The sequence below is a fragment of the Modestobacter versicolor genome (genome assembly GCF_014195485.1).
GTDB lineage: Bacteria > Actinomycetota > Actinomycetes > Mycobacteriales > Geodermatophilaceae > Modestobacter > Modestobacter versicolor.
The window spans coordinates 1006228-1026327 of sequence record NZ_JACIBU010000001.1 but is presented as its reverse complement, the minus strand read 5'-3'; the positions used below and the strand labels follow the sequence as shown (position 1 = coordinate 1026327).

At 75.5% G+C, this 20100-nt stretch carries 17 protein-coding genes; 5 read left to right on the top strand and 12 right to left on the bottom strand.

The window, feature by feature from the left end; all coding sequences use genetic code 11:
• Nucleotides 1–13: 13 nt before the first annotated feature.
• From FHX36_RS04955 to kdd, 8 genes are all read right to left on the bottom strand, one after another.
• A complete protein-coding gene (locus FHX36_RS04955; protein WP_110554072.1) occupies nucleotides 14–535 on the bottom strand; it encodes an FxsA family protein in 522 nt (173 codons plus the stop codon).
• Nucleotides 536–573: 38 nt separating this feature from the next.
• The gene (locus FHX36_RS04950; protein ID WP_183513545.1) at nucleotides 574–1380 is read right to left on the bottom strand and encodes a glycosyltransferase; all 807 of its coding nucleotides are present in this window, start codon (nucleotides 1378–1380) and stop codon (nucleotides 574–576) included.
• Nucleotides 1377–3002 (bottom strand): apolipoprotein N-acyltransferase, encoded by a 1626-nt coding sequence (lnt, locus tag FHX36_RS04945; protein WP_110553603.1) that lies wholly within the window; start codon nucleotides 3000–3002, stop codon nucleotides 1377–1379. The genes FHX36_RS04950 and lnt overlap by 4 nt, the downstream gene beginning before the upstream one ends.
• Before the next feature lie 576 nt (nucleotides 3003–3578).
• On the bottom strand, nucleotides 3579–3983 hold the full coding sequence (kal, locus tag FHX36_RS04940; protein ID WP_110553605.1) for a 3-aminobutyryl-CoA ammonia lyase: 405 nt from the start codon (nucleotides 3981–3983) through the stop codon (nucleotides 3579–3581).
• Nucleotides 3980–4726 carry a lysine 5,6-aminomutase subunit beta gene (gene kamE, locus FHX36_RS04935; RefSeq protein ID WP_110553606.1) on the bottom strand — a complete coding sequence of 249 codons (747 nt, stop codon included), beginning with the start codon at nucleotides 4724–4726 and terminating at the stop codon, nucleotides 3980–3982. The genes kal and kamE overlap by 4 nt, the downstream gene beginning before the upstream one ends.
• A gap of 76 nt (nucleotides 4727–4802) precedes the next feature.
• On the bottom strand, nucleotides 4803–6374 hold the full coding sequence (gene kamD, locus FHX36_RS04930; RefSeq protein WP_110553608.1) for a lysine 5,6-aminomutase subunit alpha: 1572 nt from the start codon (nucleotides 6372–6374) through the stop codon (nucleotides 4803–4805).
• 118 nt (nucleotides 6375–6492) lie between these two features.
• Nucleotides 6493–8010, bottom strand: a complete 1518-nt coding sequence (locus tag FHX36_RS04925) for an amidohydrolase family protein (protein WP_183513543.1) — start codon at nucleotides 8008–8010, stop codon at nucleotides 6493–6495.
• Entirely contained in the window at nucleotides 8007–9041 is a 1035-nt protein-coding gene (gene kdd, locus FHX36_RS04920; protein WP_220036010.1) for an L-erythro-3,5-diaminohexanoate dehydrogenase, read from the bottom strand. Before kdd ends, FHX36_RS04925 begins: the two co-directional genes overlap by 4 nt.
• Nucleotides 9042–9158: 117 nt before the next feature.
• Here kdd and FHX36_RS04915 point away from each other — a divergent pair, with 117 nt between their 5' ends.
• The 3 genes from FHX36_RS04915 to FHX36_RS04905 all read left to right on the top strand — a co-directional run bounded on the left by FHX36_RS04915 (nucleotide 9159) and on the right by FHX36_RS04905 (nucleotide 12587).
• On the top strand, nucleotides 9159–10520 hold the full coding sequence (locus tag FHX36_RS04915) for a KamA family radical SAM protein (RefSeq protein ID WP_110553118.1): 1362 nt from the start codon (nucleotides 9159–9161) through the stop codon (nucleotides 10518–10520).
• Between the two features lie 96 nt (nucleotides 10521–10616).
• Nucleotides 10617–11129, top strand: a complete 513-nt coding sequence (locus tag FHX36_RS04910) for a GNAT family N-acetyltransferase (RefSeq protein ID WP_110553117.1) — start codon at nucleotides 10617–10619, stop codon at nucleotides 11127–11129.
• A gap of 15 nt (nucleotides 11130–11144) precedes the next feature.
• Entirely contained in the window at nucleotides 11145–12587 is a 1443-nt protein-coding gene (locus tag FHX36_RS04905; protein ID WP_110553116.1) for a lipase maturation factor family protein, read from the top strand.
• Here the strand turns inward: FHX36_RS04905 and FHX36_RS04900 are convergent.
• Entirely contained in the window at nucleotides 12571–13431 is an 861-nt protein-coding gene (locus FHX36_RS04900) for a lysophospholipid acyltransferase family protein (protein WP_110553115.1), read from the bottom strand. The genes FHX36_RS04905 and FHX36_RS04900 overlap by 17 nt on opposite strands.
• 53 nt (nucleotides 13432–13484) lie before the next feature.
• Entirely contained in the window at nucleotides 13485–14645 is a 1161-nt protein-coding gene (locus FHX36_RS04895) for a glutamate--cysteine ligase (RefSeq protein ID WP_110553114.1), read from the bottom strand.
• 251 nt (nucleotides 14646–14896) lie between these two features.
• On the opposite strand from FHX36_RS04895, the gene FHX36_RS04890 reads away from it, so the two are divergent.
• Entirely contained in the window at nucleotides 14897–15742 is an 846-nt protein-coding gene (locus FHX36_RS04890; RefSeq protein ID WP_110553113.1) for a hypothetical protein, read from the top strand.
• Between the two features lies 1 nt (nucleotide 15743).
• Here the strand turns inward: FHX36_RS04890 and FHX36_RS04885 are convergent, their stop codons facing one another.
• The gene (locus FHX36_RS04885; protein ID WP_183513542.1) at nucleotides 15744–17900 is read right to left on the bottom strand and encodes an intein-containing Rv2578c family radical SAM protein; all 2157 of its coding nucleotides are present in this window, start codon (nucleotides 17898–17900) and stop codon (nucleotides 15744–15746) included.
• 281 nt (nucleotides 17901–18181) lie between these two features.
• Nucleotides 18182–18730, bottom strand: coding sequence for an Lrp/AsnC family transcriptional regulator (locus FHX36_RS04880; protein ID WP_181428806.1), 549 nt, complete (start codon nucleotides 18728–18730; stop codon nucleotides 18182–18184).
• A 74-nt stretch (nucleotides 18731–18804) separates the two neighbouring features.
• Between FHX36_RS04880 and FHX36_RS04875 the strand changes: the two genes are divergently transcribed.
• Nucleotides 18805–20100, top strand: a complete 1296-nt coding sequence (locus tag FHX36_RS04875) for an ArgE/DapE family deacylase (protein WP_110552694.1) — start codon at nucleotides 18805–18807, stop codon at nucleotides 20098–20100.

The window sequence follows — 20100 nt, the reverse complement described above, 5'->3', positions numbered from 1 at the left end:
CGTCCGGGGTCCGCTACGGGGCGACCTCGCCCTCGATGACCCGGGTGGCCGGGCCGGCGCGGAACGGCTCCTGGGGACCGCTGACGGTCTCCGTGCGCACCGAGCGCACCCGCACCGGGCCGCGCATCGCGTCGGGCAGCCGGTTGGCCAGGGCCCGGGCGAACAGCGCCCGGGGCAGCGCGCGGGTGAACGGCAGCAGGCACAGCAGGCCCAGCAGGTCGCCGATGAAGCCGGGCAGCACCATCAGCAGCCCGCCGAGCGCGATCAGCCCGGCGTCGCCCAGGGCGCGCCCGGGGGCGCGGTGCTCCTCCGCCCGCTGGCGCAGCTCGCCCAGGGCCTTGGTGCCCTGCCGGGCCAGCAGCACCCAGCCCAGGGCGCTGGTGGCCAGCGTGGCGAGCACGGTCAGGCCCACGCCGATCCAGGAGGCGACGAGGACGTAGACCACGACCTCGGCCAGGGCTCCCAGCCCGATCGCCGTCCGCAGTCGCGACGACGGGCGGCGTGACGTCCGTTGCGCCGAGTAGCCGGTGGCCATGTGCGCTCCTCCTCCGCCCGGTGGGCGGCGGGTGCCCCCTACCGGAGCACCTTCGTCCGCCACCCACCTCGGGCACGTCCCGGCACGGGACGGGTCACCCGTCCGGGCAGCCGATCGGCCAGCCGGTCCAGGACTCCCCACCAGGTCACCCGTGCCAGTGCCTCTCCAACGATCGAGCCGCTCATCTTGCTCCGCCCGGCTGTGCGTTCGCTGAAGGCGATCGGCACCTCGACCACCCGGGCCCCCGACCGGACCGCGCGCCAGGCCCAGTCGACCTGGAAGCAGTAGCCCTGGCTGGCCACCTCGTCGAAGGGCAGCGACGCCACCAGCTCCATCCGCGCCGCCCGGAAGCCGCCGGTGGCGTCGGCCAGCGGGAGCCGTAGCGCCCAGCGGGTGTAGAGGTTCCCGGCCCGGGACAGTGCCAGCCGGTGCGGCGGCCAGTCGACGACCTCGCCGCCGGGCACGTAGCGCGAGCCGAGCACCAGGTCGGCGTCCTCGAGCGCGGCCAGCAGCGCCGGCAGCCGCTCCGGTGGGTGCGAGCCGTCGGCGTCCATCTCCACGACGACCGCGTAGCCGTGCTCGGCGGCCCAGGTGAAGCCGGCCACGTAGGCCGGGCCCAGCCCGGCCTTGGCGGTGCGGTGCAGCACGTGCACCCGCTCGTCGGCGGCCGCCCGGGCGTCGGCGAGGGCGCCGGTGCCGTCCGGGGAGTTGTCGTCGACCACGAGCGCGTGCGCCGTGGGCACCGCGGCGTGCAGCCGGTCGAGCACCGGGCCCAGGTTCGCCACCTCGTCGTACGTCGGGACGACGACGAGGACCGGGCCCAGCGGCTGTGCCCGGCCGGTCACCGGGCGGACCGGCGGGCCGCCCGCCGGCGGGTGAGACCCGGGACGGCGACGGCGAGGACGGCGCCCAGGGCCAGCGCGGTCAGCACCCACTCCGGGGTGGCGTCGAGCCGCTCGGCGATCGTGCGGGAGTCCCGCTGGGCGATCGGCTCGACGAAGGTGTCGGGGGTGAACAGCTCCGAGCGGTGCACCAGCGAGCCGTCGGGGGCGACGATCGCGCTGATGCCGCTGGTGGCCGCCACCACCACGGTGCGGCCGAACTCGACCGCGCGCAGCCGGCTCATCGCCAGCTGCTGGGCGCTCTCGTCGGTGAAGCCGAACGTGGCGTTGTTGGTCTGGACGACGACCATCCCGGCGCCGCCGTCGACGACGTCGCCCACCAGCCCGTCGTAGGCGACCTCGAAGCAGATGACGTCGCCGACGTTCGCCCCGGCGATGGTGAGGTTGCCGTCCTGGGTGCCGTGCGCGAAGTCGGTGACCCGGTCGACCAGCGGGCTGAAGAAGCGGAAGAACGACCGGGCGGGCACGTACTCGGCCAGCGGCACCGGGTGCCGCTTGACGTAGGTCTCCCCCGGCCCGGTGACCGGGTCCCAGACGATGCCGGTGTTGGAGATGAACCGCCCCGGGCCGTCGACCACCGCGCCCACCAGGATCGGCGCACCGATGGCCTCGGCGGCCCGGGAGATGACCCGCGCGGCGTCGGCGTTGGCGTAGGGGTCGATGTCGGAGCTGTTCTCCGGCCAGACGACCAGGTCGGGCTGGGCCGCCTCACCGCGGGCCACCGCGGCGGCGAGCTCCTCGGTCTGGGTGGCGTGGTTGTCCAGCACGGCCCGGCGCTGGGCGTTGAAGTCCAGCCCGGCGCGCGGCACGTTGCCCTGGATCACCGCCACCGTGCGGGTGGGCCCGCCCTCGGTGAGCGAGGGGCCGGCCAGCGGCAGCCAGGCCACGGCACCGACCAGCGGGACGGCGAGCGCCCCGACGACGGCCAGCACGGCCGCCCGCCGCCCGGTCGCCCGGTCGGGGCTGCGCAGCACCCGGGCGACCACGAGGACGGCGGCGGCCAGGAGGGCGCCGGTGAGCGCCACGGCGAAGCTGACCAGCGGCACGCCGCCGTAGGCCGCGAGCGCGGTGAACGGACCGTCCACCTGGCTGAAGCCCAGCCGGCCCCACGGGAACCCGCCCAGCGGCCAGCGACCGCGCAGCGCCTCGTCGGCCACCCACAGGGCGGCGGCCCAGACCGGCCAGCCGGGCAGCCGGGAGGTGGCGGCCGCGGCGGCGCCGAGCACGGCGAAGTACAGCGCCTCGGTGACCGCCAGGGCCAGCCACGGCAGCGGGCCGACGTAGATGCCGGTCCAGGACAGCAGCGGGACCATGAAGACCAGCCCCAGCACCAGGCCGAGCCAGGCGCCGCTGCGCACCCGCTGGCCGCGGACGGCCAGCGCGAGGGCGGCCGGGCCGAGGACGGCGAGCCAGGGCAGGTCGTAGCCGGGGAAGGAGAGCACCAGGGCGGCGCCACCGAGGGCGGCCAGCGCGGTGCGCCAGGGCCGCCGCCGGCGCGGGGTCTGCGGAGGCGGGGCCGCTCCGGCGTCCGCCGCCACCGTGCCGGTCGCCACCACTGCCGGCACCCCTGCCTCCCCGCCTGGCCCGGGCGGCGCCCGGGACGTCGAGGGCCCCGCGGCGCGGGACCCGGGCCGCGGCAGGGCGCCGCGACCGGTCCCAGCATCCCACCCCGGGCGGGCCGGCCGGGCACGACTCCACCGCCGGGCATCGGAGGTGGGGCGACGGTGGCCGGGCAGCCGGGCCGACGTCCTCCGGGCCGGGCACCCCGCGCCTTCGGGCCGGTGGGACCGGTCGCTGGCTGCGGCCGGTGCACCGTTGTCTGGTGACGCGGGGCCCCGCACGGCGGACGTCAGGAGGCGGGGTGCGTACCCCTCGGGTCCACGGCTCCCCCTCGGCCTGGCGGCACGCCGGAGGACGGCGCCGGAGGGGCGCCGCGACCGACGTCGCCGAGGGCGGGCGTGCGGCTGTGCCGAGGGGGAAGCACACCCCGGTCTCCCGGTGTGTGACCCGCACGACAGTAGGCAGCCGCACGCGTGCAGGGAAGACCTCTCCGGCGGGTCGCGCCGAACTCCGCAGCATCCCGGCTCCGCACGGCGTCCGGGTGGAGCCGACATGTCGACCTGGCGACATGTCGGCGGCGGTCAGCTCCCGGGGACGACGAGCGCCGCGACCGCCTCGACGACCCGCAGCGGCGGGTCGAGCACCCGGGCCGCCGAGCTCCCGCGGGCCGGCTCGGCGCGGGCGACCACCTCGGCCCAGCAGCGCAGCTCGCGGCTGCGCCGGCCCACCCGGACCACCTCGCAGGAGGCCTCCAGCACGTCGCCGGCCTGCACCGGGGCGAGGAAGCGGACCTCGGAGTAGCCGGCCAGCAGCCCCTCGTCACCGTCGGTGCGGATGGCCACCTCGGTCGCCACGTCGCCGAACAGGCCGAGGGTGTACGCGCCGTCGACCAGGTTCCCGCCGTAGTGGGCGTGCGCGTAGGGCACGTAGCGGCGGTGGGTGACGACCAGCCCGACCCTCGGGTCCGCGTCCTGGGGTGGGTTCATGCGGGGCTCTCCTCCGGGACGAGTGCGTGGACCAGGTAGCTGGCGACCTCGCCGGGCGTCGTCCCCCGGCCGAAGACCTTGTCGACCCCGAGCTCGGCGGCCATCTGCGGGTCGAACCGGGGGCCGCCGACCACGAGCAGCGGCCGGGACTCCCCCATCGCCTCGCGGAAGGCGCCGGCCAGCTCGCGGGTGTTGCGCAGGTGGGCGTCCTTCTGGGTGACCACCTGGGAGACCAGGACGGCGTCGGCCCGGCGCTCGCGGGCGGTGTGCACCAGCTCCGGGACGCTGACCTGGGCGCCGAGGTTGGCGACCTGCAGCTCCCGGTAGTACTCCAGGCCCTTCTCCCCCGCGAACCCCTTGAGGTTGAGGATCGCGTCGATGCCCACCGTGTGCGCGTCGGTGCCGATGCAGGCGCCGAGGACGACGAGGCTGCGGCGGAGCCGGGTCTTGATCGCGGCGTTGACCTCGCCGGGCGAGAGCAGCGGGTAGGGCCGCTCCTCGACGTGCACGGCGTCCAGGTCGACCAGGTGCCGCACGCTGCCGTAGACGACGAAGAAGGTGTAGCCCTCGCCGATGCCGTGGCTGTGCACGACCATCGCCGGCTCGATGCCCATCTTGGTGGCCAGCTGCAGCGCCGCGCCCTCGGCCTTGGGCCCGGGTGGGACGGGCAGGGTGAACGAGGTCTGCACCATCCCGTCGCCGGTGGTGTCCCCGTAGGGCCGCACGATCGTCCCGTCAGGCATGGCGGGACGGCCTGACTCCGCGCCGCGGTCCGCTCCTCGGTCGCTGGCGCTCCCTGCGATGCTCCCGCGGCTGTCGTCAGGCATCGACGCGCTCCATCAGCTCGAGGGCCGGGTTGTAGGCCCCCGGCGCCGTCCGGAACACCCCGGTGGCGCCCTTGCCGCCGTCCGGGGTCCGCTTGGTGATGCCGAAGGTGCCGTCGGCGATCGCCTGGATCAGCCCCTGCGGGTGGTCGGCGATCCGCTCCAGCAGCTGCACCGCCTCGGTGAGCACGGTGTGCGCGCGCCGGTCGATGAACCCGCCGGGCTGGGGCGCGAAGTCCTCGTGCAGCTCGCCGGCGGCCTCCAGCACGTAGCGGACGTTGCGCAGCGCCAGGTCCCGGTCGGACAGCCACGGGGTCACCACGGCCTCGGTCATCATGCCGACCAGCAGGATGCCCTGGCCGGTCAGCGCCCCGGCCAGGTTGAAGAAGCCGTCGAGCAGGTAGCCGCCGAAGACGTCGCCGGTCATGTGCTTGGTCGGCGGCATCCACTTCAGCGGGGCGTCGGGGAACAGGCCCCGGGCCAGCAGCGCGTGCGCCAGCTCCAGCCGGAACGACTGCGGCACCGCGGGGTTGATCTCGAACGCGTGCCCCAGGCCCAGCTGCCAGTCCTCGAGCCCGGCCTCGTGCGCCAGCGTCTCGTTGAGCAGCTGGCTCACGGTGACGGTGTGCGCCTCGTCGACGGCGTCGGCGGTGGTGAGGTAGTTGTCCTCGCCGGTGTTGATGATGATCCCGGCGCGGGCGTGCACCATCCGGCTGAACCGCTGGTCGACGAAGGTGCGCCGCGGGTTGATGTCGCGGAAGAGGATCCCGTACATCGCGTCGTTGAGCATCATGTCCAGCCGCTCCAGGCCGGCGAGCACCGCGATCTCCGGCATGCACAGCCCGGAGGCGTAGTTGGTCAGCCGCACGTAACGGCCGAGCTCCGCGCTGACCTCGTCGAGCGCGGCCCGCATCAGCCGGAAGTTCTCCTGGGTGGCGTAGGTGCCGGCGTACCCGGTGCGGGTGGCGCCCTCGGGCACGTAGTCCAGCAGCGACTGCCCGGTCGAGCGGATGACGGCGATGACGTCGGCCCCGGCGCGGGCCGCGGCCTGGGCCTGCGGGATGTCCTCGTAGATGTCGCCGGTGGCCACGATCAGGTAGATCCACGGACGGCGGGGCGGGTCGCCGTGGGTGGTCACCAGCTCCTCGCGCCGGGCCCGGTTGGCGTCGATCCGGGCCAGACCGGCGCCCACCGCGGCGCGCGCGGCCTCGCGGGCGGGCTCAGGGTCGTCGGGCAGGGCGAACCGGGCGGTGCCCGCGCCCACCTGCTCGGCCAGCGCCTGCAGGTCCGGCGCCGCCCCGGAGGTGAGCGCGTGCCAGACCGGCAGCGCGACCCCGTGCTCCAGCCCGACCTGCTCGCGGACGGCGTCGACGACCCGGTTCACCCAGGGCACCTCGCCGTCGCCCAGGACGGGGTCGGTGCCGGTGAGCCCGGCCAGCCGCAGCGTCGCCCGCTCGACGGAGACGGTGGTGTGCGTGCGCCCGAGGTCGATGACCGGGGCGGCGGCCCGGGCGGCCAGCTCCCGCGCCCGGCGCACCAGCTCGCCGTCCAGCTCCAGCCGGCTCACGGAGCTCCACCTCCCGCGCGGGAGGTGAGGACGACGGTCTCACTTTCGGCGCCGAGACCTGGTCGGGTTTCGGCGCTGGCAGCCGGCCGGGTTTCGGCGCTGAACGCCGAGGTGGTGGTCAACGGGGGTCTCCGATCAGGTCGCCGGCGACGACGAGCTGCCGGCAGGTGGGGCGGGCGCGGGCCGCCAGGACGGCGGAGAGGGTCTCGCTCGTCGCCCACAGGGCGAGGTCCGCGGGCGCGCCCACCGACAGCGGCCCCTCCGGGTGCTCGGCACGCGCGGCGACCCACCCGCCGTGGGTGGCGGCGTCGAAGGCGTCGAAGGGGCGCAGGCCCGAGCCGGGTGTCGTGTGGTCGATCGCCGCGTGCACACCGCCCCAGGGGTCCAGCGGGGTGACCGGGGCGTCGCTGCCGAGCGCGACCGCCACCCCGGCGTCGACGAAGTCGGCCAGCGGGTTGCAGCCGGCGGCCCGCTCGACGCCCAGCCGCTCGGCGTACATCCCGCTCGCCCCGCCCCAGGCGGCGTCGAACGCCGGCTGGACGCTGGCCACCATCCCCCAGTCGCGCAGCTGCTCGATCGCCGCGTCGCTGACCATCTCCACGTGCTCCAGCCGGTGCCGGCAGACCCGGACGGCGTCCCGCCCCAGCTCCTCGACGACGGCGGCGACCGCGGCGAGCACCTGGTCGACGGCGGCGTCCCCGATGCAGTGGAACCCGGCCTGCAGCGACGCCCGGGTGCACGCGCGCAGGTGCTCGACCAGCGAGCCGGTGTCGAAGCGCAGGTTGCCGGCGGTCTCGGGGCGGTCGCGGTAGGGGGTGGACAGCGCGGCGGTGTGCGAGCCGAACGCGCCGTCGCAGAAGAGGTCGCCGCCGGCGCCGGCCAGGCCGAGCTCGCGGACGACGTCCAGCCCGCCCCGCTCGGACAGCTCGCCCCAGTAGCCGACGACCCGCGGGCCGGGTGCCCCGGCGGCGAGCGCGAGCAGCCCGGCGAGGTCCTCGGCGCTGGACACCTCCGGGCCGGCCATCTCGTGCACGCTGCCGATGCCCAGCGCGGCCGCGGCGGCGAGCGTGGCCTGCTGCGCCGCCCGGCGCTGCCCGGGCGGCACCGACCCGTAGGCGGCCTGCCGGACGGCGTGGTGCGCGTCGAGCCGCAGCCGGCCGTCGGGGCTGTAGCCCGGGAGGTCGGTGATGCCGGGCACCCGGTCCAGCAGCGCGGTGGAGACCGTCGCGGAGTGCACGTCGACCCGGGCCAGGTAGGCCGGCCGCTCCCCCACCACCGCGTCCAGGTCGTGCCGGGTCAGCCCGCGGCCCTCGGGCCAGCCGGTCTCGTCCCAGCCGGTGCCCAGCACCGTGCCGGTCGGCGCGGGGCCGGCGTGGTCGGCCACCTGCGCGACCGCGGCCCGCAGGCTGCCGGCGCCGTGCAGGGCCAGGCCGGTGAGGGAGAGCCCGGTGGCGGTGGCGTGCACGTGCGCGTCGACGAAGGCCGGGGTGAGCAGCGCTCCCCCACCGTCGAGCGTGCGGTCGGCCGGTGGTGCCTCGGCGGCGTCGCCGAGCCAGCCGATCCGGCCGTCGGCCACGTGCACCGCGCGGCCGGGCCGGTCGCCGACCGTCACGTCGCGGACGAGCAGTGAGCTCACGCGCGCACCCGCGGGTCGATCAGGGACCGCACGCCCGGCGACCGCCGGTACAGGTCCATCGCCAGGGCCGCGTGCCCCGGCGTGTAGCCGTTGCCCACCAGCATCGTCACGTCCGCCGCCATCCCCTCCGCGCCGAGGGCCGCCGCCGAGAAGGACGTGGCCATGGAGAAGAAGACCACGGTGCCGCCGTCGGCCGTCGCGAGGACCGCGCCGTGCTCGGCGCCGGGCACGTCGACGCAGACGACGGTCACGTCGACCGGCTCCCCCACCGCCGCGGCGACGGCGAGCGGGTCGGTGGCGTCGGCGACGACGACCTCGTCGGCCAGCCGGGCCGCGCGCAGGGCGGTCGCCTCCCGCTCGTCGCGGACCACGCCGACCAGCCGGCCGGCGCGGGCGTCGCGGGCGGCGGCCAGGCTCAGGCAGCCGGACTTCCCGGCCGCGCCCAGGACGGCGACCGAGGGCCGGTGACCCGAGCGGTGCACGACGCGCTCGGTGGCGGCCGGGGCCCCGCAGACGTCGAGCACCGCCAGCGCCACCTCCTCGGGCAGGTCGTCGGGGAGCACGGCGGCGATGGAGCGGGCGAACAGCACGGCGGTGCCGGTGGCCGGGACCTGCTCGCTGCGGCCGTCCCAGCGGGCCAGCCCGTCGGTGATCCGCAGCGGCGTGAGGGTGAGCGAGACCAGCGTGGCCACCCGCTGCCCGGGCTCGAGGCCCAGCGGGGAGTCGGGGCCGACCTCGTCGACGACGCCGATGAGCATGCCGCCGGAGCCGGTGACCGGGTTGTGCATCTTCCCGCGGCTGCCGACGATGCCGAGCACCGCGGCGCGGACCGCCTCGCCGTCGCCGCCGTGGGCCTCCGACAGCTGCCGGTAGGAGGCGGCGTCGAGGTTGAGCCGCCGGACGGCGATCCGCATCTCGTCGGGGCCGACGGCCGGGTCGGCGTCCAGCCGCTGGGCCGCCTGGGGCAGCACACCCACCGGCTCGAGCACCCGGTGCACCCCGAGGCTGCGCTGCAGTGCGCTGGTCTCCACCGTCGTCCCTCTCGTCACATCTCACCCAACACGGGAGAACCTATCGTCATCTGCTCGATCCACCGAAGTTCTTCCCGTAGGGTCGCCGTGTCGTCGTCGTCCTGGGATGGAGCACCGGTGCTGGAGCAGCCGTACGAGTACACCGCCCGGGAGCTCGTCGAGCCCGACTGGCGCCGGCTGCCCGGCTTCGCCGACGTCACCGCCGAGGAGTGGCGCAGCGCCCAGTGGCAGCGGTCGCACTGCGTGAAGAACGTCCGCCAGCTCCGCGGGGTCTACGGCGACCTGCTGGACGAGGCGTTCTACGCCGACGTCGAGGCCGACCAGGCTGGGCGCGCGACGATGTCGCTGCTGCTGCCGCCGCAGATGCTGAACACGATGGTGCCGGCGGCGGCGCCCACGACCGCGGCGATGCTCGCCGACCCGGTGCGGCGCTACATGCTCCCGGTGGCCTCCGACCGGCTGCCCGGCGACCAGGGCAGCCACCCCTACGCCTCCCGCGACTCGCTGCACGAGCACGAGATGTGGGCGGTCGAGGGGCTCACCCACCGCTACCCCACCAAGGTGCTGGCCGAGCTGCTGTCCACCTGCCCCCAGTACTGCGGTCACTGCACCCGGATGGACCTGGTGGGCAACTCGACCCCCGCCGTCCCGAAGCTGAAGTTCGAGCTGAAGCCGGTCGACCGGCAGGGCGCGATGCTGCAGTACCTGCGGGAGACCCCCGGCGTCCGCGACGTCGTCGTCTCCGGCGGCGACGTGGCCAACCTGCCGTTCAAGAACCTCGAGGCCTTCGTCGCCGGGCTGCTGGAGATCGACTCGATCCGCGACATCCGGCTGGCGTCCAAGGCGCTGATGGGCCTGCCCCAGCACTGGCTGCAGCCCGAGGTCGTCGAGGGCATGGGCCGGCTGGCCGCCACCGCGCAGGCCCGCGGCGTCTCGCTGGCCGTGCACACCCACGTCAACGCGGCCCAGTCGGTGACGCCGCTGGTCGCCGAGGCGGCGCGGGCGCTGCTCGAGGTCGGCGTGCGCGACGTGCGCAACCAGGGCGTGCTGCTCGACGGGGTCAACGCCAGCGCCGGGCAGCTGCTGGACCTCTGCTTCGCCCTGCTCGACGGCGCCTCCATCACGCCCTACTACTTCTACATGTGCGACATGATCCCCAGCGCCGAGCACTGGCGGGTGTCGCTGGCCACCGCGCAGACCCTGCAGCACGACCTGATGGGCTACCTGCCCGGCTTCGCGACGCCGCGGATCGTCTGCGACGTGCCCTACGTCGGGAAGCGCTGGGTGCACCAGGTCGCCGAGTACGACCGCGAGCGCGGCATCAGCTACTGGACGAAGAACTACCGCACCGGCATCGAGCGCACCGACGCCGACGCGCTGGACCGCCGCTACGCCTACTACGACCCGATCCACACCCTCCCCGCCGAGGGCCGCGAGTGGTGGGCCGCCCAGCGCGCCGAGGACCTCGTCCCCGCCTGAGCGGCTCCGTCCAGAGGCTCGCCCCGAGCCTGCGAGGGGGAGGAGGACGGGGTCCTCCCGGGGTTTCGCCCCGGCCGGAGGGGTAGCTCCCCCCGGGTGGAACTGCTCTGCACCGGCCGGCTGCGGCTGCGCGCCTGGACGACGGCGGACGCCGACCTCGCCCGGCTCGCGGACCTCTACGGCCGCGACGAGGTGACCCGCTGGCTGGGCGGCCCGCCCACGGTCACCCCGGCCGAGCTGGTCGAGCGGTGGCGGCTGGTGCACGAGCTGGACCCGGCGCACGGCTGCTGGGCGGTCGACCCGCTCGACGGCGGTGCCCCGGCCGGCACGGTGCTGCTCAAGCCGCTGCCCGACGGGGTCGGCGAGGTCGAGGTCGGCTGGCACCTGCACCCGGACAGCTGGGGGCGCGGCTACGCCACCGAGGCGGCCCGCGCGGTCGTCGACCGGGCCTTCGACGACGGGCTGCTGGAGGTCTTCGCCGTCGTCCGTCCCGGCAACGAGCCCTCGCTGGCCGTCTGCCGGCGGCTGGGCATGCAGCCGCTGGGGCGCACCACCCGGTGGTACGGCCGGGAGCTGGAGGCCTTCCGGCTCGAGGCGCCCGCCGACTGAGCCGGGAGGGCAGCTGTGGAGTGGTTCTCCGACCCCGGTGCCTGGATGGGCCGGCTGGTGTTCACCCGCGGCATCGCGCTGGTCTACCTGATCGCCTTCACCGCCGCGCTGCGCCAGGGTCCGGCGCTGATCGGCACCCAGGGCCTGACCCCGGTGCCCCGGTTCCTCGGCCACGCCGACTGGCGCAGGGCGCCCAGCCTGTTCCACCTGCACTGGTCGGACCGGTTCTTCGCCGGCTGCTGCTGGACCGGGGTCGTCCTCTCCCTGGCCGCCCTGGTCGGGCTCGCCGACCAGCTGCCGGTCGCCGGCTGGATGGCGCTGTGGCTGGTGCTCTGGGCGCTCTACCTGTCGATCGTGAACGTCGGGCAGATCTGGTACGGGTTCGGCTGGGAGACGCTGCTGCTGGAGGCCGGGTTCCTGACCGTCTTCCTCGGCCCCGCGCACGTCGCCCCGCCCACCCTGGGGATGTGGCTGCTGCGCTGGCTGCTGTTCCGGCTGGAGTTCGGCGCCGGGCTGATCAAGATGCGCGGCGACCGGTGCTGGCGCGACCTCACCTGCCTGGCCTACCACCACGAGACCCAGCCGATGCCCAACCCGCTGAGCTGGTGGTTCCACCGGCTGAGCCCGCGGCTGCACCGGGTCGAGACGCTGGCCAACCACGTCACCCAGCTGGTCGTCGTCTTCGGCCTGCTGCTCCCCCAGCCGGTCGCCGGGGTGGCCGCGGCGGTCATGGTGGTGACCCAGGGCTACCTGCTGATCAGCGGGAACTTCGCCTGGCTCAACGCCCTGACCCTCGTGCTGGGGCTCTCGGTGCTCGACGGCCGGTGGCTGGCCGCCGTGCTGCCGGTCGAGCGGCCCGAGCAGCTCTCCTCCCCCACCTGGTACACCGCCGCCGGCATCGCGCTGGCCGTCGTCGTCGCCGTGCTCAGCGTCGGTCCGGTGCGCAACCTGCTCTCCCCCGCCCAGCGGATGAACACCAGCTTCGACCCGCTGCGGCTGGTCAACAGCTACGGCGCCTTCGGGTCGGTCACCCGGGTGCGGCGGGAGCTGGTGGTCGAGGCCACCGAGGCGCTCGGCCCGGACGCCGTCTGGCGGGAGTACGAGTTCCGCGGCAAGCCCGGTGACGTGCACCGACGCCCCCCGCAGTGGGCCCCGTACCACCTGCGGCTGGACTGGCTGATGTGGTTCGTCGCCCTCTCCCCCGCCTACGGCCGCGCCTGGCTGACGACGTTCCTCGGCAAGCTGCTGGCGGCCGACCCGGCGACCCTGCGGCTGTTGCGGTCCGCGCCGTCCGGGTCGGACCGCCCGGCGGCCGTGCGGGTGCTGCTCTACCGCTACCGGTTCACCACCCGGGCCGAGCGGCGGGAGACCGGGGCGTGGTGGCACCGCACGTACGAGCGGCAGCTGGTCGCCCCGCTGACCGCCGCCGACCTGCCGGGCGTCAGCGGCGGGAGATGAGCTTCCTCAGCTGCTGCAGCGGCGGGGTGCGCGTCGCCTTCACCTTGTGCCCGGCGGCGTAAGCGGCGTCCTTCTCGGCTGCCTGCTCGGGCGTCGGCGCGGTGCCCCCCAGGTGTGCCGGCAGCCACCAGCGGTCGTCGTCGCCGGCCGGCTGGTCGGGGTAGGACTGCTGGGCCTCGTCGAGCAGGGCCTCCATCGCCGCGCGGGTGCGGCGCAGCAGCGCCTGCGCCCGCTCCCCCGGCTCGGGCACCAGCGGCTCACCGAGCAGCACGGTGACCGGCACGTTGCGGCGGAGCACGACATCGTGGCCCTTGGTGGCGATCCGGTGCCCGCCCCAGACGGCCGCCGGGATGATCGGGACCCCGGCGTCGATGGCCATCCGGGCAGCGCCGGCCTTGAGGTCCTTGACGGTGAACGAGCTGCTGATCGTCGCCTCCGGGAACACCCCGACGACCTGACCGTCCTTGAGCGCGCGCACCGCCGAGTCGAACGCCGCCGCGCCGGCCTTCCGGTCGACCGGGATGTGCTGCATGGCCCGCATGAAGGGCCCGGAGAACCAGTGGGTGAAGACCGACGCCTTCGCCATGAACCGCACCAGCCGGTGCTGCGGGAGCGCCGCCAGCCCCAGGTAGGTGAAGTCGAAGAAGCTGACGTGGTTGCTGCAGATGATCGCCCCGCCCTCGGTGGGCACGTGCTCCTGGCCGCGGACGTCGAAGCGGAAGCGGAAGAGCCGGAAGACGATCAGCGCCAGCCGGATGACGATGCGGTACGGGCGGTCGCGCCGGTCCGGGCGGGACCCGAAGAGGTCGCGGCGGGCGACGTCGCCCCAGCTGGCGGTGTACATGGCGGGACCCTAACCAACGGTCCTGCTGGTTGGCTCAGCCGACCACCTGCCGGTCAGCGCCCGTGGGTGGCCGCCACCGCGGCCCGGACGACGGCGGCCAGGTCGCCGGTCTCGGCGAACGCCCGGCGCTGCAGGTCGGCGCCGGTGCCGCGGCGCAGCACCTCGGCCACCCCGTGCTCCACCAGCTCCCGGTCACCGCTGTCCTCGAGCGCGGGGCGCACGTGGTCGAGCAGGGCGGCGACGACCTCGGCCGCCGGTGCCGGCCGCCCGCTGCGCGGGTCGACCAGGTCCGCGGACACCCCCGAGCGCCCGGCTCGCCAGGCGGCGACCCGGAGGAGCTCGGTGCGCACGTCCGGCGCCGGGCGGCCGGCCCGCCAGTCGCGGGCCGCGGTCTCCACCAGCCCGCGCACCAGGCCCGCGAGCAGGACGGCGTCCTCGACCCGGAGGGCGACGTCGGCGACCCGGACCTCCACGGTCGGCCAGGTGGCGGACAGCCGGGCGTCGAAGTAGACCATCCCGTCGTCCAGCACAGTCCCGCTCGCCAGCAGGTCCGCGACGACCCGGTGGTAGGCCGCCGGCGTGCCGAAGCGGCCGGTCGGCCCGGCTGAGGGCCAACGGGCCCAGACCTGGGACCGGAAGCTCGCGTAGCCGGAGTCCTCCCCCGACCAGAACGGCGAGTTGGCGCTGAGCGCGGTGAGCACCGGCAGCCACCCCCGGACCCGGTCCAGGACGGCGACGCCCTCCTCGTCGTCGCCCACCGAGACGTGCACGTGGCAGCCGCAGGTCAGCGGCTCCACCGCGGTGAGCCCGAAGGTGTCCAGCATCAGCTGGTACCGCTCCCCCCGGGTCGCCACCGGCCGCACCGGGACCGGGGACGTCGCCAGCGCGGCCACCCGGGCGCCCACGGAGGTTGCCGCGGCGTCCGCGCGGGACCGCCAGTGCCGCAGCTCGCCGGCGACCTCGCCGAGCTCCCGGCAGACCCGGGTGCCCAGCTCGATCTGCTGCTCCTTCAGCTCGGGCACCAGGTGGGCAGCCGGACCGGAGCGCCCGTCGCCGGCCGGCCGGATGCCCGCCTGCTCGGCCCGGTCGTGCTCCTCGACGGTCTCTCCCTCACCACGGCGGGCGGCGACCGCGAGCGCCTCGGGGGCCAGCGGCACCGGGCGGCCCCCGGGGTCCACGACCAGCAGTTCTTCCTCGACTCCCACCGTGCGCATGGACGTCATGATCACGCCGGTGCCCGCCGATCTGCACGGTGGGGCACTCGCCGTGGCAGTCCCGTTATGCCCAAGATCTGTCCCGGGATCTCAGAACGGGACCTCCGGTCCCGCCTCCTGTGGTCACCTCGGCCCGCGCGCCGCCATTCCGCGATTGGTGATGCGGCGCCCGGAGGGCGCCGTTGTCTGCATCGGCAGGTGACCACAAAGAAGAAGCGCGACATTGTTGGGGATAACGGTAGTGTTCGTGCATGAGAGGTGGATGGCAGCCGCCGCTGCCGGACATGCCGGCGCCGCCCGCTGCCCGTGCCTGGGCTCGCCTCACTCCCCCGCTGGGCTACGAGCCGCAGTGGCGGCGGCTCGTCGAGGCAGCCCTGGAGCTCGACCTGGGTCCCGACGCGCTGGCCGAGACCGGCATGGCCCCGCTGGTCGCGGCGCGGAACTGGAAGCCGGCGACCGTCGCGCTCTACAGCAAGGTGGCGCGGTACGGCGGGGTGGGTGTGCCGCAGCCCCCGACTCCGGAGCCGGACCCGCCGACGCTGGACCTCCGCGAGCTCACCCGGGTGCGCGGTGAGGCCCCCGAGCACCTGCGCTCGGTGACCTGGTGCGCGATCGCGCTGGGCTGGCCCGGCACCGTGGGCCAGTTCCGGTCGCTGCGCCGCGACCAGGTCCGTGCCACGGCGCGCCGGCTGCTGATCTCCACCGCGGACGGCGAGTGGGCGGTGCCCGGTGCGCTGACCGCGTGGCACGCCTGGGAGACCGTCCGCGGGCGCTTCCCCGCCCTGGCCGCCAGCCCGTGGGTGCTGCCCGCGCTGCGCCGCGGACCGGGCATCGAGTCGCACGTCGGCGGCCAGCTGTCCACGCAGGCGCTGCAGGTGACGTTCGCCAAGCACGCCGTCCGCACCGCCGCCGCCCTGCGCGCCACCGCACCGCCCGGCCGGCGGGAGCACGCCGAGGCGCTCGCCGCCGACTACCTGACCCTCTCCTACGACTCCTACCGGCGGCTGGCCCTGGCCGGCGGCGCGGAACCGGTCGGCCCGCGCGGTGCGGTGCGCGCGCTGCGCAGCGTGCACCGGGCCGCCCGGCGGGCCGGCTGACTCAGCACAGCGACAGCTGCTCAGGCTCCTCCGGGGCGACGGCCACCCGGTCGTCCAGCCGCACCGGGAGGCTGCCGGCCGGGAAGCCGGCGGACTCGTCGCCGGGCAGCCCGGTGTCCGAGCCGGCGGGTGCGCCGGTGCTGCCGGCCAGCCCTCGGGCGGTGCCGCCGCTCTGCCGGTCCAGGCCGTGCCGGGCCAGCACGGGCGCGACCCGGGCCGCCAGCCAGCTGCGGTACTCGGCCGGCACGTAGGCCCCCCGGCCGTAGAGCTGCCGGTAGCGGCTCACCAGGCTGGGGTGCTCGCGGGCCAGCCAGGCGGTGAACCACTCCCGGGCCCCCGGGCGCAGGTGCAGCGGCAGCACGGTGACACCGGTGGCGCCGGCCTCGGCGATGGCACCGATCGCCGCCTCCAGGTGGTCCATCCGGTCGGTGAGCCCGGGCAGCACCGGAGCGAGGAACACCCCGCACGGCAGCCCGGCGTCGGTGATCGCCCGCACCAGGTCCAGCCGGGCCCGGGGGGTGGGGACACCGGGCTCCAGGGCGGAGTGCAGGTCGTCGTCCCAGATCGCCATGGACACCCCCATCCCGATCGGGACGTCGCGGGAGGCGGCGGCCAGGCGCGGGACGTCGCGGCGGGCCAGCGTGCCCTTGGTCAGGATGGAGAACGGGGTGCCGGACCGGGCCAGCGCGTCGATGACGCCCGGCATCAGCCGGTACCGCCCCTCGGCCCGCTGGTAGGGGTCGGTGTTCGTGCCCAGCGCCACGTGCTCGCGCTTCCAGCCCGGCCGGGACAGTTCTCGGCGCAGCACGTCGACGACGTTGGTCTTGACGACGATCTGCTGGTCGAAGTCCTTCCCGGAGTCCAGCTCCAGCCATTCGTGCGTGCTCCGGGCAAAGCAGTTGTGGCTCACCACGCCGTTGGCGATGAAGTCGCCGGTCCCGGTGGTGATGTCGTACATCGGCATCTCCAGATGGAGGTCCTCCACCCGCTCGACCCGGAGGTCGGCCGTCGACGTGATCGCCGTTCCCTGCACCTGGCACTTCCGGCGGATGGCCGGGTCCACGAGGTGGACGAATCGCATGTGCTCCCCGAGCCCACCGCGCAGTCGCACGGTCCGGACCTCGTTCGGCAGCCCCCGGTCCTCCAGCACGGCATCCAGGCCACAGGCGGCGAAGGCGTCCATCGTCCGGGCCAGCATCTCGTCGTCCGCGTTGGTGATCCGCAGGACGTGCTGGCTGCTGCTCCCCTCCGCGTCGAAGACACCGGCCAGGAAACCCCGGTGCCATGCCAGGGACGGCGCCACCGGCCACTCGACGACATCGGCGATGCGGGCGACCGAGGCGGCCGCCGACGTCCGGATCGCGCTCATGGGTCGCCGGCGGTCGCTGCCCGGCGAGAACTCGAACCAGTCGGTCGCGACGCCCTCCTCGGAGAGGTACGCCCGGGTCCGGTGCAGGCCGGCCACGTCGGCCAGGGCGAGGCGGAACCGGTGGACGTCGCCGTGCACGCGGCCGGCACGCTGGTACCGGTAGACCGTGAGGTGTGCGTCCCCGCGGACCATGCCGGTCAGGTAGCCCCGGCGGTAGTCCGGGCACGCCGGTGTCGTCGGCGCCGTGCGCCCGAAGCCGAGCATGCTGTCGTTGGTCGTGAGATGCGGGCGCTGGCCGAGCCCGGGACCCGTGCCGGTCACGTGCTTCCAGCCGCGGCCCGTCAGGAACCGGTGATCGCCGCTGGCCACGAGCTGCGTGCCGTCGGCGAGGCTGACCCGGTGTGCCGGCTTCACGGTCGACCAGTGCGCGAGCACCTCGGTCTCCACGTAGAAGCGGTAGTCGTCCCGCTTGTCGGTCCCGATGATCCGATCGCCCACCCGGAGATCGGCGATCCGACGCTGTGACCCGTCGGCCATCAGCACGTTCGTGTCTCCAGCCATGCAGTACACGCACGCATGGGAGCAGCCCCGGAAGGTGTTGACCGTGTAGGCAAACGGCATGGCCGAGCCCTTCGGCACGGCGTTCAGCGCGCTCTTCGCCCGCACCTCGTGGAACGTCAGCCCCGGGAACTCCGGCACCTCGATGCTGCGCAGCAGGCCGCGCACCGTGGGCAGCCCCGGCAGCACCTCCGGCTCCTCGAGGTCGAGCCGCTGGGCGTCCCATCGCATGGCCCCATCCGAACACACGTTCGACGAGTTGTCGATGAGGGCGTCCCCGTGGGCGCCGGGACCGTCACTCGCGCGAGGTCAGGTGCCAACCGCGGCAGCGCGGGCACCTGTAGACGCGCTGCGGCGTCTTCTCCCGCGCTTCACCCACGGTCTGGATGCGGGCGAGGGCCAGCTGCGCGACCGCCTCGTCGCGGTAGCGGCGCTTCGTGCACCGCTCTCCGGTCACCGCTCAGTGCCGCGGCCGACGTCCACCGGAGCGCCGTCCTCGGCCGCGAGCCGGCTCATCTCGGCGACCGCGTCCCCGGCGACCGAGCGGGCGTTCCCGTCGACCTCGCGGAGCGTTGCGCCACGCCGGACGCGGGAGCGGGGCCGAGCGGGGTGGGGCTCTGCTCCTTCACCGGCCCCAGCCGCAGCATGGTCGTCGCCCGGCGCGCCCCGATCCGCGGGAGGGCCCGGAGCACGTCCTGCAGGTCAGCGGTCCCGGCTGCGGCCACGTGCAGGAGCACGTCGTCGGCACCGCTGACCGCGTCGGCACGCAGCACCTGCGGCATCTCCCCCACGGCCCGGGCGAAGCGCTCAGCACTGCCCTCGTCGTGCTCGTCGAGCACCACCAGCACGAACGCCTGCAGCCCGGCACCCACCCGCTCGGGGTCGACCCGGGCGTGCACCCCGGTGATCACCCCGTCGGCGCGCAGCCGGGCCACCCGCCGCAACGTCGCCGCCGGGGAGAGCCCCACGGCACGGGCCAGCTCGACGTTGGGGACGTCCCCCTGTCGCTGCAGCACATCGACGATCGCGCAATCAAGAGCGTCCAGAGCGGTGTTCGGCACAACGTCATTGTGCCTGAGCATGGCGCGGACCCGCGCAGTTGCGCCACTGCGGGATCTCGTCGCACCGTCCGGTCATGACCTCCTCACCTGCCCTCCCCGGCACCGGGCTCTCCACCCTCGAGGCTGCGGTCCTCGACGCCGTCGACGCGCCGTGGCTGGTCGACCGGCTGGTCACGCTGGTCGCGGTCCCCTCGCTCGGCGGTACGGCCGCCGAGTGCGAGGCGCAGCACCTGGTGGCCGGCTGGCTGGACGAGCTCGGCACCGACGTCGACCGCTGGGCCATCGACCTCGCCGAGGCCGCGGCCGCTCCGGACGCGCCCGGCCAGGAGGTGGAGCGGAGCGAGGCGTGGGGCGTCGTGGGCACCCTGCCCGGGCGGGACGACGGGCAGCCGGCGCTGGTGCTCTGCGGGCACACCGACGTCGTCCCGGCCGGTGACCCGGCGCTGTGGCCCGGGGACCCGTTCACGCCCCGGGTCGACGAGGGTGCCGTGCACGGCCGCGGCACCTGCGACATGAAGGGCGGCCTGGTCGCCGCGCTCGCCGCCGTGCAGGCCCTGCGGACGGCAGGCGTCCGGCTGGCCCGGCCACTGGCCGTGCACAGCGTCCTGGGCGAGGAGGACGGCGGGCTCGGCGCGTGGGCCACCCTGCGGCGCGGGCACCGCGGTGACGCCTGCGTCATCCCGGAGCCGACCGCGGGGGCCGTGATGACCGCGCACGCCGGCGCGCTCACCTTCCGGCTCACCCTCACCGGGCTGGCCGCGCACGCCGCGAACCGGCACCTCGGCGTCAGCACCGTCGAGCTCTTCGAGCACGTGCACGCGGCGATCCGGTCGCTGGAGGCCGGTCGCCAGCCCACCGACCGGTCGCGGTTCGGCGACCACCCGTTCCCCTACGGGCTCTCGATCGGCCGGCTGCGAGCCGGCGACTGGGCGAGCACCGTGCCCGACCGGCTGGTCGCCGAGGGGCGGTTCGGCGTGCGGCTGGGCGAGCCGGTGGACGCGGCCCGGGCGGCCTTCGAGGGCTGCGTGGCCGCGGCGTGCGCGGCCCACCCCTGGCTGGCCGACCACCCGGCGCAGGTCGAGTGGGTCGGGGGCACGTACGCCAGCGGACGGCTGCCGGCCGGCTCGCCGCTGCTCCCGGCCGTCCAGCAGGCGGTCACCGACGCCGGCGGCGCCCGGCCACCGGAGCGGGCGCTCACCGCCGGTACCGACCTGCGGCTCTACGCGGCGGCCGGCATCCCCGCGCTGCACCACGGCCCGGGCGACCTGCGGCTGGCGCACGGTCCGGGCGAGCAGGTGCCGGTCGAGGACCTGCTGCTGTCGGCCCGCAGCCTGGCCCTGCTGGCGCTGCGCACCTGCGGGGTGGCCTGA